This is a genomic window from Halorubellus salinus (assembly GCF_020567525.1).
Classification (GTDB): Archaea; Halobacteriota; Halobacteria; order Halobacteriales; family Natrialbaceae; genus Halorubellus; species Halorubellus salinus.
Genome location: NZ_JAJCVI010000008.1, coordinates 44,392 through 57,111, shown reverse-complemented (window position 1 = coordinate 57,111; position 12,720 = coordinate 44,392). Strand labels below are relative to the sequence as shown.

Sequence of the window (12,720 nt, the reverse complement as noted above, 5' to 3'; positions counted from 1 at the left end):
CGGAAGCGTCGAGTCCGTCCGGTCGAACGTCGAGGTGACAGATGAGTAGCGGCTTCACTGACGCGGACCGGGAACGCATCCGCGAGGAGCTCGTCGCGGCGGGCCGCGAACTCTTCGAGCGTTACGGGCTCTCGAAGACGACCATCGCGGACCTCACCGACCCCGTCGGCATCGCGAACGGGACGTTCTACCAGTTCTTCGACTCGAAGGAGGCGCTGTTCCTCGAGGTCCTCGACCGCGAGGGCGAACGGCTCCTCCCCGAGCTCGTCGCGCCCTTCGAGCGCGAGGACGACGACCCGGAGGCGGTCATCGTCGCGTTCCTCACGCGCCTCATGGACGAGATCGAGACGAACCCGCTCATCCGCCAGTTGCTCGTCGACGACGACGACCTCCAGCGGCTCCGGAACGCCCACACGGACGCGGAACTGGAGGCCGAACGCCAGCAGAGCCTCGCGTACTTCCTGCCCTACGTCGAGGCGTGGTACGAGGCCGGCGCGGTCGACGGCCCGGACCCGGAGACGGTCGCGAACGCCATCCGCGCCGTCTCGCTGCTGACGCTGCACACCGACGACCTCGGCGGCGACGACACGTACCGCGAGACCCGCGACCTCGTCATCGAAGCGGTCGCGCGCGGATTGACCGCGGACTGACCGACACCCGTCGGCGTATGCGTCCGGTCAGGTGTCGGCGTATGCGTCAGGTCAGGCGTCGACGCGTGCGTCCGGTCAGGTATCGACGTCGTCGACGAGGTCGCTCGCGACGCCGACGTACCCCGACGGCGTGAGTGCCTTCAGTTCCTCGCGGACGCTCTCGCTCACGTCGAGGTCGTCGAAGAGCGCGTGGAAGTCGTCCATCGTCACGCGCTTGCCCCGAGTGAGGTCCTTCACGCGCTCGTAGGCGTCGGTGTCGCCCTCGCGCCGGAGGATGGTCTGGATGGCTTCGCCGAGTATCTCGGGCGTCGATTCGAGGTCCTCGCGCATCACGTGCTCGTTCGGGACGACCTTCGCGAGCCCGTTCTGGGTCTTCGAGTACGCGATGAGGCAGTGCGCGAACGCCGCGCCGACGTTCCGTTTGACGGTCGAATCGGAGAGGTCGCGCTGGAGGCGGCTCGTGGTGACGTACTCGCCGAGGAAGTGCAGGTCCGAGTTCGCCTTCGAGAGGTTGCCCTCCGAGTTCTCGAAGTCGATGGGGTTGACCTTGTGGGGCATCGTCGAACTCCCGGTCTCGCCCTCGGTCGCCTCCTGGCCGAGGTAGCGCTGGCTGACGTACAGCCAGACGTCGCGGTCGAGGTCGAGCAGGACCTGGTTCGCCCCGCGGAGCGCGTCGAAGCACTCGGCGAGGTCGTCGCAGGGATTCACCTGCGTCGCGAGCGACGTGAACTCGAGGCCGAGGTCGGTGACGAACTCGCGAGCGAACGCGCGCCAGTCGACGTCGGGGTACGCGGCGTGATGCGCGGCGTACGTCCCGGATGCGCCGGCGAGCTTCCCGCTGAGAGCGTCCGCGGCCCCGGCGACCCGCGCGGTCGTCCGGCCGAGTCGTGCGGCGTACACCGCCATCTCCTTCCCGAACGTGGTCGGGGTCGCGGGCTGGCCGTGCGTGCGAGCGAGCATCGGGACGGCGCGGTGCTCTCGGGCCATGGCCGCGAGCGTGTCCCGTATCTCGCGGAGCTCGGGGAGGAGGACGTCCTCGACGGCGCCCTTCGCGAGGAGGCGATGCGCGAGGTTGTTCACGTCCTCGCTCGTGAGGCCGAAGTGGATCCAGTTCGCCGCGTCGAGGCCGTCGGGGAGGTGGAGGCGAACGTAGTACTCGACTGCTTTGACGTCGTGGTTCGTCGCCGAGTACTCGCCGTAGCCGTCGACCTCGATCTGCTTGACGACCTGGGCGTCTTCGGTGGTCCAGTCCTCGTAGCACGACCGCAACTCGGCGGCCTGGGCGTCCGATACCTCGAGGGGCGTCGCGTCGAGGTCGCTCAGCGCGAGGAGGTACTCGACCTCGACTTCGACGCGAGCGCGCATCAGCGCGGACTCGCTCGCGTACGGCGCGAGCGGACTGGTCCGCGAGGCGTACCGGCCGTCGAGCGGCGACACGGCCAGCAGGGGGTCTGTCATGGCCGGAACTGCCACCGGTGTCGGCAAAAGCGTGTCGGAACGTAACCACACGGGCGTGCATACTCGTGGCGCTACTTACACCGCTCGCGCCGTAGTTATGCTCGTTCGTGCATACTCTCGCGGTCTGGACCGAAACCACTAACCCGCCAGCGCGACCGGTTTCGACCATGACACGCATCGCGGGCCTCGCCTCGAACCGCGGCCGGAACCTCGTGCACGTCCAGGACCTCCAGCCAGGCGGCGCGGAACTCGCCGTCGTCGCGAGCAACCACGCCGACGCGCCAATCCTCGAGAAGGCCGAGGAACGCGGCATCCCGACGGTCGCCGTCGAACAGGGCGACGACGAATCCCGACGCGAGCACGAGCAGCGACTCGTCGACGAACTCGCCGCGTACGACGTCGACCTCGTCTGTCTCGACGGCTACATGCGCGTGCTCTCGGATACCTTCCTCGACACCATGCCGACGACAGTCAACGTCCACCCGAGCCTCCTCCCGTCGTTCCCAGGCATGGACGCCTGGGGTGATGCGCTCGACGCTGGCGCGAAGACCACGGGCTGTACCGTGCACGTCGTCACGGACGCCACGGACGACGACGGGACCGTCGTCGCCGACGAGGTCGACGGCGGCCCCATCGTCACGCAGGAACCCGTCCCCGTCTACGAGGGCGACGACACCGAGTCGCTCAAAGAGCGCGTGCTCTACGAGGGCGAGTTCAAGGCGTACCCGCGCGCCGTGAAGTGGTTCGCCGAGGACCGCGTCGAGGTCGACCTCGACGCGAACGCCGTTCACGTCGCGGGCGACGGCGCGGACGACGACGGCGGGCTCCCGGAGCGTCGCGTCGTCACCGAGGACCGCCACGCGGACCTCCGGTACGGCGAGAACCCCCATCAGGACGCCGCGCTCTACGCGGACAACACGAGCGAGGAAGCGAGCGTCGTCCACGCCGACCAGCTGAACGAGGGCGCGAAGGCCCTGAGCTACAACAACTACAACGACGCCGACGGTGCCCTCTATCTCATCAAGGAGTTCGACGAGCCCGCCGCCGCCGTCATCAAGCACACGAACCCCGCGGGCTGTGCGACGGCCGACACGCTCGCTGACGCCTACGCGGACGCCCTGGCGACGGACGCGAAGTCCGCGTTCGGCGGCATCGTCGCGCTGAACCGCGAGTGCGACGCCGACACCGCCGAACTCGTCGCCGACTCGTTCAAGGAGGTCGTCGTCGCGCCCGGGTACACCGACGACGCGCTCGACGTCCTCACCGCGAAGAAGAACCTGCGCGTGCTCGACGTCGGCGACCTCACCTCGTACACCGACGACGGCGACCTCGACGCGACCCGCGAGCGCTTCACGAGCAAGGAACTCGTCGGCGGCCGCCTCGTCCAGGAACGCGACCTCGAACCGGTGTCGCGCGAGGACCTGGAGGTCGTCACCGAGCGCGAACCCACCGAGGAAGAGCTGGAGTCGATGCTGTTCGCGTGGAAGGTCCAGAAGCACGTGAAGTCGAACGGGATCGTGTTCGCGAAGGGCACCGAGACGGTCGGCCTCGGCGTCGGTCAGGTGTCGCGCGTGGACGCGGTCGAGATCGCGGCGATGAAGGCCGAGCGCGACGCCGAAGGCAAGACCGCTGAGGGCGCGGTGATGGGGTCGGACGCGTTCTTCCCGTTCCCGGACGCCGTCGAGGAAGCCGCCGAAGCGGGTATCGAGGCGGTCATCCAGCCCGGCGGGTCGAAGAACGACGACAAGGTCATCGAAGCGGCGAACGAGCTCGGGATGACGATGGTCATGACCGGGCAGCGGTGTTTCCGTCACGATTAGCGACGGAGATCGGCAGGTCGCAGCGCGCGACCGAACGCAGTGAGCGAGCGCGACCGTCTCGCACGACTTCAGACACGATCGAGCGCCAGCGACCTGTGTCGAAAGTCAGCGAGCAGGCCCAAAGGTCTCGTCTCGATACAGTTGCGGCCTCTTCTCCTCGTCGAGTCGATCAGGGTTCGACCGAGACGACGCCGGTCCACTCGTCTACGCCCCAGTCGAGGGTGATCGTGAGTTCCTCGGCGTCGCCGCAGAGGCAGTGGAGGCGGTAGCCGTAGGTCTCGTCGCCGGTGCCTGGTGCGTCGTACGTGTGCGTCCAGTAGAGGTCGTCGGCGGCGTCGTGCGTGAGGACGGCGGCGAGTCGGCCGGCGGTGTCGCCGGTGTTGGTTGCGGTCGTCCAGGCGCGCGCCGAACCGGGTGCGGCGATGGTGTCGGGGGCGTCGACGTCGACGCGCCACGAGGCGGGGGTCGCGAGTGGTTCGCGGACGCGTTCGGGGAAGGGGTAGCGTCGTTCGCGTCCCTCGGCGTCCTCGAGGACGACGGCGCCCGATTCGAGCGGCTCGCCGGTCGGGACCCGGAACCCGAGTCGCGGCCGGTCGTCGCCGAGCCCGGAGATTCGCGGGTCGCTCACGCGTCGGACGCCTCCCCGGTCGAGTTCGACCGCGATGGGGAGGTCGTCGACGGGGGCGTCGTACGCGCGGAGGTCGCAGTCGAGGACGACGAACGCCGCGTCAGCTGCGCCGTACGCCGTGGCGGGCGCGCTGGTGTCGTCGACGAACGACGACTGGACGCCGAGCCAGCCGAGCGTCACGTCGCCGGCGTCGAGCGCGACGGTGTCGCCGTCGTCGACCTCGCGGTCGGGGTCGAGGAGCGTGCAGCCAGCGAGCCCGACAGCAGCGGTCGAGCCGACGGTGGCGAGAAGCGAGCGGCGTCGCACGCTCGTTGCTGTCGCGGGCGGACGTAAGTGTCTTCGGTCAGCCAGTGCGTCGACGAGCGTGGATCGCCCGTGGGTTTTTCTACCGCGTCGCGCCTACTCCGCGACGATGAGCGTACTCTCGGACCGGCGACTGCGGTGGCTGTCGGTCGCGCTGGTGCTGGTCGGGCTCGCGGCCGTCGGCACCCTCGGGTTCGGGACGCTCGCGGTCGTGTCGGCGGTTGCGACGGCAGCGGCTGGCGAGTCCATCCTGCTGGTCCTGTTGCGCGCGGCGCTCCCCGTCCTGCTCGCGCTGGCGACGCTGACGGTCGTGGGTGCGGCACTGCTCGCGTGGCTGCTCGTTCGCGCGCTCCGGCTCGCGGAGCTCCCGCGGAGCGACCGCCTGGAGCGCGTCGCTCGCGGCGTGGAAGGGCACGTGCCGTGGCTCGCGGACGTGAACGTGTCGGGCCGCGTCGCGCCGACGGTCGAGGACCGCCGCGAGGCGCTGAAGGAGCGGTACGCCGCCGGCGAACTCACCGAGCGCGAGTTCGAGCGCGAACTGGAGCGACTCCTCGCGGACGAGGACGCGGCGACGGACTGGTCGGCGACGGACTTCGACGACGAGTTCGACCGCGGGTTCGAGGCGGAGCTCCGACGCGACGACGTCGACGGTGAGCGCGCACGCGAGGACGCGACCGACGACGGCGACGCCGCGGAGAGCGAACCCGCGGATGCGGACGTCGAGCGCGACCATCGATAGCGGCCGGGGTTTCGTCGCCGGGTCGCCCGCTCCCTCGCAGGTTTCTTCTCTCGGCAGCTCGTCGGCGGTCGCATGGGGTTGTTCGACGCGATGCGTCGCGCGCTCGGCCGGGGCGGCGACGCGGACGCGACCGGCGACGACGCGAGCGACGCAGGAGGTAGCGACGGCGGCGTCGGCGGTGACGGGGCGTGGGGGTTGGACGCGGACGCGGCCGCGCTCGACCCGCAGCCGGGGCCGCGGCGTCGTGGCGGCGGGCACGGCCGCCACTGGGATACCGCGGTGGATTCCGACGAGGCGCTCCAGCGCGTCGTCGCGACGACGCTCGACGACGGGCGCGTCCGGGAGAGCCGCGTCGAGGGCGTCGACGCGGTCGAGTACGGCGCCGGGAACCTCCGGTGTCGCGTCGTCCGGGAGCACGGCGACGTCCTGACGGCGTACCCGATCGGCGACGGCGTCGTTCACGAGACGACCGTGACGGACGTGACGCCGTGGGAGACCGACCTGGAGGCGGACGCGACCGTCGTCCTCGGCCCGGAGGAGTTCGCGACGTACGGCGCGAGCGCGTGGGGCGTCGGCGGCGTCCCCCTCGGCGACGCCGACGTCGAACTCGCGGCGCTCGCGTACGCCGTCGAGCTCGCGGACGAGGAGACCTACGAGACCGACGACGGCGGCGAGTTCTCCACCGCCGGGATGGCGGGATTCGCGCCAGTGGAGGGCGGCGGCGTCGCGGACTTCGCGTTCCAGACGACCGTGCGGGAGGTCCAGCGCGTCCCGTTCTTCGACGCGAACGGCTACCGGTTCCGCGTGCCACTCACCAGGGACGGCGACGGCACCGACTACGAGACGTGGCTCTACGCCGGCGCGCACGCCATCAGCGGTCGCGTCCCCGAGCGCGGCGAGGACGTCTCCGGCGTCTTCTGGGTGCAGTCGCACGTTCGGTAACGTGGGGCCGCGGTCGTCGAGGGTTCCAGCGCAATCGCGGGTCAGTACTGGAGAACCTGGTCGTAGACGACGAGCCGGTTGACGCGATGGTGTTTCCCGTTCGTCTGGACGTACAACCACTCCGGAGCGTACCCGTTCGCTTCGCGGTACGGGTCGGTTCCGTGGTCGGTGAGGTCGCCGAGGAGTATCGAGAAGCGCTTCGGTTCGGTACACGTCACGGCGCTGCCGCGGGCGCGATAGAACCGGAAGACGAGCTTCGCGGGTTCTCGCAGGTCCTCGTACGGGACGACCGCGGCCTCGCTCCGAGGGGAGTCGACGGGGTCGCCGAGCGAGAGCGAGGCCTCGACGTCGTCGCTCGGGCACTCGCCTGCCTCGCGGAGCGACGGCGGCGGGTCGGAGACGGTGAACTCGGTCCCGCCGGCGCCAGCGAGACAGCCGGCGGTTGCGGTCGCGGACGTCGTCGCGGCCGCGAGCAGGCGTCGTCGTCGCACGCAACCGGGTTCGACCGCGACGGTCAAGAAGCCCCGCGTTGGGTGAAACGCCGGCTTCGGTGACCCGCCTTCGACACCACTAAGCGCTGGGACCGGGTGGCTACAGGCATGCAGTATCACGAGGCGGCGAACTTCCTGTTCGACCTGCGGCGGTACCGTCCGAGTCCGGGGACGGCGTCGACCGCGCGCCTCCTCGAACACCTCGGGAACCCACACGAGGGCGTCGAGTTCGTGCAGGTCGCTGGGTCGAACGGGAAGGGGAGTACGGCGCGGATGGTGGAGTCCGTGCTGCGGGAGACGGACCTGACGGTCGGGTTGTTCACGAGCCCGCACCTGGAGGACGTCCGCGAGCGCGTTCGGGTGGACGGACGGAAGGTCACGCGCGAGGCGCTCGGCGAGTTCGTCGAGCAGGCCAGGCCTCACATCACGGCGCGTGCGGCCGACGGCGAGTCGCCGACGTTCTTCGAGACGATGACGGCGCTCGCGCTCTGGTACTTCGGGGAGCGCGACGTGGACGTGGCGGTGCTCGAGGTCGGTATCGGCGGGAAGTTCGACGCGACGAGCGTCGTCGACCCGGCAGCGAGTGCGGTGACGAGCGTCACGCTCGAACACACGGGCGTGCTCGGGGACACCATCGCGGAGATCGCGACCGACAAGGCCCACGTCGCGCCGGCGGCTGCACCGCTCGTCACGGGTGCGTCGGGCGAGGCGCTCGCGGCGGTCCGCGAGCAGGCGGGCGACGTCGTCACCGTGGGGGTCGGCGACGATGCGGACGTTCGCGTCGCGTACGACGGCCGGACGAATCACGCGGAGGCGGCGGTCGGTATCGAGACCGACGATGACGGCGCGCTCGACGTCCGCATCCCGCTCCTCGGCGAGTACCAGGCGGTGAACGCCGGTATCGCGGCGACGCTCGCGCGCCAGGTCGCTGGCGTCGACGACGACACGCTCGCGAGAGGGCTGCGGTCCGCGCACTGGCCGGGCCGGTTCGAGGTCGTCTCGCAGGAGCCGTTGACGGTGCTCGACGGCGCGCACAACCCGGGAGCGTTCGAGGGGCTCGCGGAGACGCTATCGACGTTCGAGTACGACGACCTCCACCTCGTCGTCGGTGCGATGCACGACAAGGACCACCGCGGGATGGCCGCGGCGATCCCGACGCCCGTGCACTGTTATCCGTGCGAGCCGGACCTGTCTCGGAGCGAGGACGCCGACGTCCTCGGGAGCGTCTTCGGTGCGAACGCCGAGACGGTGACGCCGCGGGAATCAGTCGCGAGCGCGCTCGGCGCCGCGCTCGACGCGGCCGACCCCGCGGATTGCGTGCTCGTCACGGGGTCGCTGTTCGCGGTCGCGGAGGCGCGCGAACGCTGGACGCGCATCGAGGTCCCGAAGACGATACGCGACCTGAGCGACGCACAGCGCGCGCTCGCGGACGCGAACGTCCCCGACGCTGGCGTCGCGGAACTCCGCTCGGATGGCGTCCATCGCGTCCTCCGGACGCGCCTCCAGGAGCGCCAGGCGTACGCGGTCAAGGAGGCGTTGCTGCGCGTCGGCGGCGAGTGCACCGTCTCGGGGCTCGACGGGAACGACGAACGCCTGGACGTCGTCCTCATGGGGACGCTCGCACAGTTCGAGGGACTCGCGTCCGCGCTCGACGACGGCCCGTACGGCCTCGACCGGTTCGCCACCGAACTCCGGACCGCGCTCGCGCTCGACGCGACCGACGACGCCGTCGGCGGGGGCGGTTCGGACGCCGACGCGCGGTGGCCGTGGACCGACGGCACGGCGGTGATGGGTATCCTGAACGTGACGCCGGACTCGTTCTTCGACGGCGGCGAGTACGACCGCCTCGAGGACGCCGTCGCGCGCGCCGAGGAGATGGTCGCCAACGGCGTGGACGTCATCGACGTCGGCGGGGAGTCGACGCGTCCGGGCGCGGACCCCGTCACGGTCGCGGACGAGATCGCGCGCGTCGTCCCGGTCGTCGAGGCGATCCGTGATGCTGGCATCGACGTCACGATCAGCGTCGACACGCGGAAGGCGGCGGTCGCGGACGCGGCGCTCGACGCGGGCGCGGACGTCGTGAACGACGTCTCCGGGCTGGACGACCCCGAGATGCGGTTCGTCGCCGCCGAGCACGACGCCGGCCTCTGCGTGATGCACTCCATCGACACGCCCGTCGACCCCGAGAACGACGTCGCGTACGACGACGTCGTCGAGGACGTCCTCGACCAGCTCAGAGAGCAGGTGCTGCTCGCGGAGAAGGCCGGGGTCGCGCGCGAGGACGTCGTCGTCGACCCGGGGCTCGGGTTCGGGAAGACCGCCGCGGAGTCGTTCGAACTCCTCGGGCGCGTCGACGAGTTCGCCGCGCTCGACTGCGCGGTGCTCGTCGGGCACTCCCACAAGTCGATGTTCGGCGCGATCGGTCGCGACGACGACGACCGGCTGTCGGCGACGGTCGCCGCGACCGCCATCGCTGCCGACCGCGGCGCGGACGTCGTTCGCGTCCACGACGTCGACGAGAACGTCGCCGCGGTCGACGCCGCACGCGCCGCTCGCCGTCCTGACGAACTCGAAGAGGACTGACCGCCGGGTCTCGACCTCGTTCGGACCGACCCGCCGCGTGGCGGTGGTGGCTCAGTTCGCGTCTGCGGCGACAATCGCCGCGGAGACGCCGGCGTCGAAGCCGGTGGATGCGACGCGTTCGCTCGCGTTCTCGTCGGTCTCATGCTGGATGCCCTCGATCATCGCGAGGATCTCCTGTTCGCCCGCCGGGAGCTTCGTCGGGTGCCCGCCGATGGCGAGCACTATGTCGTCGCCGTGACGCACTCGCGTGACGTACAGTTTCACCTCGACCTCCTCGCCGCCGAACGTGGTGGTCGTCGCGAACACGCCGACGCGCGCCTCCTTGCCGAGGACGGTCGCGGTCTTGTTCTCGACGAACCGCGCGTTCTCGAGGTTCCCGAACGCGGTGTCGTAGTCCGCGGTGAGGTTCGCGAGGAGACCGCCGTAACTCATGTTCGCGTACGGGTTCGTCGTGTGCCCGAACACGTCGACGCGGTGCGTCGAGACGACCGCGAGCACGCCCGTGGTCTCCTCGGCGATGTCGTCGTACTTCTCGTAGCGCAGGTACCAGTTGTTCACCTCGATCCGTCGGTCGGAGACGGTCTGGTTCACGGTGAGTTCCTCGCGCAGTTGCCGTTCGTACCCGGTCGCCGTCTTCGCGTCCGCGTCGACGCTCACCTCGTTAGCCTGGTAGACGAGCGCCTCCTCGCCCGTGACGAACCCGATGCAGCCGCTCGTCACCACCACGAGGACGAGCGCGACGACACCCACGCTCCGCGTCGATTCCATGCACCAGTGGTGTCGGCAAGCGCCAATCAACCTTCCGGCTGTTCCCGTCTGGGTATCGACCCGTCGGCTGGTCGGTTCGCGTGGTCTCGCGGGTGGTGTCGCCTCCCCGAAACGAGCGCATTGGTGTGCTAAGACGTACCACAACGCGTGCTGAGTCGTCCAAAAGACCCTTAACCCAGGCTCTAATTACATCTCATTACAGATGGCCGACTTCCCCGACTACCTCGACGTCGACTACACGGACGGCGAAGGCGAGACCCCCGAGGACTACCCCTCGGTCGAACACAAGATCGAGAAAGCCATCGAGGTCACGAAGAAGGGCCTCGAGGAGTACGAGAACCCCGTCGTCATGTGGACCGGCGGGAAGGACTCGACGCTCACCCTGTACTTCGTCAAGGAGGTCGCCGACCGCTTCGACCTGGAAGTCCCGCCGGTCGTCTTCATCGACCACTTCCAGCACTTCGAGGAGCTCATCGACTTCGCGAAGCACTGGGCCGACGAGTGGGACCTCGACGTCATCTGGGCGCGCAACGAGGACATCGGCTCCATCGTCGAGGAGCGCGACCTCGAACCCGGCGACGACATCGAGATCGACGAACTCAGCGAGCACAACCAGCACCACGTCCGCAACATCCTCGAGTACGAGGAGGACTCGTTCCCGTTCCTGCTCGACACGTACGTCGGCAACCACCTCCTGAAGACGGTGGCGCTCAACGACGCCATCGAGGAGTACGACGTCGATGGCATCCTCTCGGGCGTCCGCTGGGACGAACAGGAAGCTCGCGCGGACGAGACGTTCTTCAGTCCGCGCCACGACCCCGACATCTACCCGCCCCACGACCGCATCCAGCCCATCCTGCACTTCGACGAGCGCGCGGTCTGGGACACGTTCTGGCACTTCACCATCCCGGACGTCGTCGAAGGCTACCCCGAGGAAGGCTACGTGCCCCAGAGCGACACCGACCTGCCCGAGGGCATCGAGCAGGAGGACATCCCCGTGAGCCCGAAGTACTTCGCTGGCTTCCGCTCGCTGGGGAGCGAGGTGTCGACGGACAAGTCCGCGGAGGAGCCGGCGTGGCTCCAGGACCTCGACAACACGACCGAGCGCGCGGGCCGCGCCCAGGACAAGGAGGACCTGATGGAGCGCCTGCGCGACCTCGGTTACATGTGACGACCGGCGACTGACGAGCGACCGGCGACTGACGAGCGACCGGCGACTCGCGGGTCGTACCCGAACGCCGTTTTTCGTTCGACGCTTCGACGCCCACCCGCGTAGCAGGCGGCTACTCGCAGCGAGCGCTGGTAGTCGATTCCTGTGCTACTGGATGTCAGCATACAACCAAGACCTCCGGGCGCGTCTCGAGCGGTATGAGTACGTTCCCCGAGTACGTCACGGTCGACTACGAGAGCGGTGCGAGCGAGACGGCAGCGGACTACCCGTCGCTCGAATCGAAGTTCGGTGTCGCCGCCGAGACCGTCCGCACGGCACTCGACCAGTACCGGAATCCGGCCGTGATGTTCACGGGCGGGAAGGACTCGACGGTCGTCGCGTACGTCGTCCGCGAGGTCGCGCTCGAAGGCGGGTTCGACCTGCCGCCGCTCGTGTTCCTCGACCACTACCGTCACTTCGAGGAGACCATCGCGTTCGCGGAACGCTGGGCTGACGAGTGGGGATTCGAGCTCGTCGTCGCGCGCAACGAGACGTTCGCCGGCTTCGAGCCGGGGAGCGAGATCGCGGTCGCGGACCTCCCCGAGCACACGCAGCGCGAACTTCGCGACGTCCTCGAGTACGACGCCGACACGTTCGTGTTCTCGCCGGACACGCTCGCCGGGAATCACCTCCTGAAGACCGTCGCGCTCAACGAGACCATCACCGACCGCGGGTTCGACGGCGTCTTCTCCGGCATCCGGTGGGACGAGCAGGACGCGCGGGCGACGGAGACGTTCTTCAGTCCGCGCCACGACGCCGAGAAGTACCCGCCTCACGACCGCGTGCACCCCATCCTCGCGTTCGACGAACGAGCGGTCTGGGACGCCATCTGGAGGTACGTCGTTCCCGACAGCGCCCCCGATTACCCCGAGGGGCACGTCCCCGTCGACGCCGAAGACCTCCCCGAGGACGTCGCGGTCGAGGACCTCCCCGTGCACCCGCTGTACTTCGACGGCTACCGGAGCCTCGGCACGAAGGAGGGTTCGGCCGCGAGCGACGACCGCGCCGCGTGGACCCAGGACGTCGAAGGGACGACCGAGCGCGAAGGTCGCGCCCAGGACAAGGAGGACATCATGGCGCGCCTCCGAGACCTCGGTTACATGTAATCAGGCTCCCGGTTCCTCGTTC

11 protein-coding genes are annotated in these 12,720 nt (G+C 69.5%); 7 read left to right on the top strand and 4 right to left on the bottom strand.

Features of this window, described 5'->3' with window-relative positions; genetic code table 11:
• The first annotated feature begins 41 nt into the window (after positions 1 to 41).
• Positions 42 to 650 (top strand): TetR/AcrR family transcriptional regulator, encoded by a 609-nt coding sequence (locus tag LI336_RS19510; protein ID WP_227134847.1) that lies wholly within the window; start codon positions 42 to 44, stop codon positions 648 to 650.
• A 75-nt stretch (positions 651 to 725) separates the two neighbouring features.
• On the opposite strand, the gene purB is transcribed toward LI336_RS19510, so the two are convergent.
• Positions 726 to 2,108 (bottom strand): adenylosuccinate lyase, encoded by a 1,383-nt coding sequence (gene purB / locus LI336_RS19505; RefSeq protein ID WP_227134846.1) that lies wholly within the window; start codon positions 2,106 to 2,108, stop codon positions 726 to 728.
• A gap of 167 nt (positions 2,109 to 2,275) precedes the next feature.
• On the opposite strand from purB, the gene purH reads away from it, so the two are divergent.
• Entirely contained in the window at positions 2,276 to 3,928 is a 1,653-nt protein-coding gene (gene purH, locus LI336_RS19500; protein ID WP_227134845.1) for a bifunctional phosphoribosylaminoimidazolecarboxamide formyltransferase/IMP cyclohydrolase, read from the top strand.
• A gap of 169 nt (positions 3,929 to 4,097) precedes the next feature.
• Here purH and LI336_RS19495 read toward each other — a convergent pair whose 3' ends face one another.
• On the bottom strand, positions 4,098 to 4,862 hold the full coding sequence (locus LI336_RS19495) for a hypothetical protein (protein WP_227134844.1): 765 nt from the start codon (positions 4,860 to 4,862) through the stop codon (positions 4,098 to 4,100).
• A 106-nt stretch (positions 4,863 to 4,968) separates the two neighbouring features.
• Between LI336_RS19495 and LI336_RS19490 the strand changes: the two genes are divergently transcribed.
• Both LI336_RS19490 and LI336_RS19485 read left to right on the top strand, forming a co-directional pair.
• Positions 4,969 to 5,598, top strand: coding sequence for a hypothetical protein (locus LI336_RS19490; RefSeq protein ID WP_227134843.1), 630 nt, complete (start codon positions 4,969 to 4,971; stop codon positions 5,596 to 5,598).
• A gap of 72 nt (positions 5,599 to 5,670) precedes the next feature.
• Positions 5,671 to 6,540: a hypothetical protein gene (locus LI336_RS19485; protein WP_227134842.1), complete on the top strand. Its 870-nt coding sequence runs from the start codon at positions 5,671 to 5,673 to the stop codon at positions 6,538 to 6,540.
• A 41-nt stretch (positions 6,541 to 6,581) separates the two neighbouring features.
• Here LI336_RS19485 and LI336_RS19480 read toward each other — a convergent pair whose 3' ends face one another.
• Positions 6,582 to 7,031, bottom strand: coding sequence for a hypothetical protein (locus tag LI336_RS19480; RefSeq protein WP_227134841.1), 450 nt, complete (start codon positions 7,029 to 7,031; stop codon positions 6,582 to 6,584).
• A gap of 108 nt (positions 7,032 to 7,139) precedes the next feature.
• Between LI336_RS19480 and folP the strand changes: the two genes are divergently transcribed.
• Entirely contained in the window at positions 7,140 to 9,614 is a 2,475-nt protein-coding gene (gene folP / locus LI336_RS19475; protein WP_227134840.1) for a dihydropteroate synthase, read from the top strand.
• A gap of 51 nt (positions 9,615 to 9,665) precedes the next feature.
• Here folP and LI336_RS19470 read toward each other — a convergent pair whose 3' ends face one another.
• Positions 9,666 to 10,382 carry a DUF6517 family protein gene (locus LI336_RS19470; RefSeq protein ID WP_227134839.1) on the bottom strand — a complete coding sequence of 239 codons (717 nt, stop codon included), beginning with the start codon at positions 10,380 to 10,382 and terminating at the stop codon, positions 9,666 to 9,668.
• Between the two features lie 202 nt (positions 10,383 to 10,584).
• Here LI336_RS19470 and LI336_RS19465 point away from each other — a divergent pair, with 202 nt between their 5' ends.
• Positions 10,585 to 11,553 carry a phosphoadenosine phosphosulfate reductase family protein gene (locus tag LI336_RS19465; RefSeq protein ID WP_227134838.1) on the top strand — a complete coding sequence of 323 codons (969 nt, stop codon included), beginning with the start codon at positions 10,585 to 10,587 and terminating at the stop codon, positions 11,551 to 11,553.
• A 197-nt stretch (positions 11,554 to 11,750) separates the two neighbouring features.
• A complete protein-coding gene (locus LI336_RS19460; RefSeq protein WP_227134837.1) occupies positions 11,751 to 12,698 on the top strand; it encodes a phosphoadenosine phosphosulfate reductase family protein in 948 nt (315 codons plus the stop codon).
• Positions 12,699 to 12,720: the final 22 nt, after the last annotated feature.

Excerpts from the sequence above, each read along its gene's own strand:
- LI336_RS19510 (WP_227134847.1), top strand. The coding sequence starts at position 42 with ATGAGTAGCGGCTTCACTGACGCGGACCGGGAACGCATCCGCGAGGAG.
- purB (WP_227134846.1), bottom strand. The coding sequence starts at position 2,108 with ATGACAGACCCCCTGCTGGCCGTGTCGCCGCTCGACGGCCGGTACGCC.
- purH (WP_227134845.1), top strand. The coding sequence starts at position 2,276 with ATGACACGCATCGCGGGCCTCGCCTCGAACCGCGGCCGGAACCTCGTG.
- LI336_RS19490 (WP_227134843.1), top strand. The coding sequence starts at position 4,969 with ATGAGCGTACTCTCGGACCGGCGACTGCGGTGGCTGTCGGTCGCGCTG.
- LI336_RS19485 (WP_227134842.1), top strand. The coding sequence starts at position 5,671 with ATGGGGTTGTTCGACGCGATGCGTCGCGCGCTCGGCCGGGGCGGCGAC.
- folP (WP_227134840.1), top strand. The coding sequence starts at position 7,140 with ATGCAGTATCACGAGGCGGCGAACTTCCTGTTCGACCTGCGGCGGTAC.
- LI336_RS19470 (WP_227134839.1), bottom strand. The coding sequence starts at position 10,382 with ATGGAATCGACGCGGAGCGTGGGTGTCGTCGCGCTCGTCCTCGTGGTG.
- LI336_RS19465 (WP_227134838.1), top strand. The coding sequence starts at position 10,585 with ATGGCCGACTTCCCCGACTACCTCGACGTCGACTACACGGACGGCGAA.
- LI336_RS19460 (WP_227134837.1), top strand. The coding sequence starts at position 11,751 with ATGAGTACGTTCCCCGAGTACGTCACGGTCGACTACGAGAGCGGTGCG.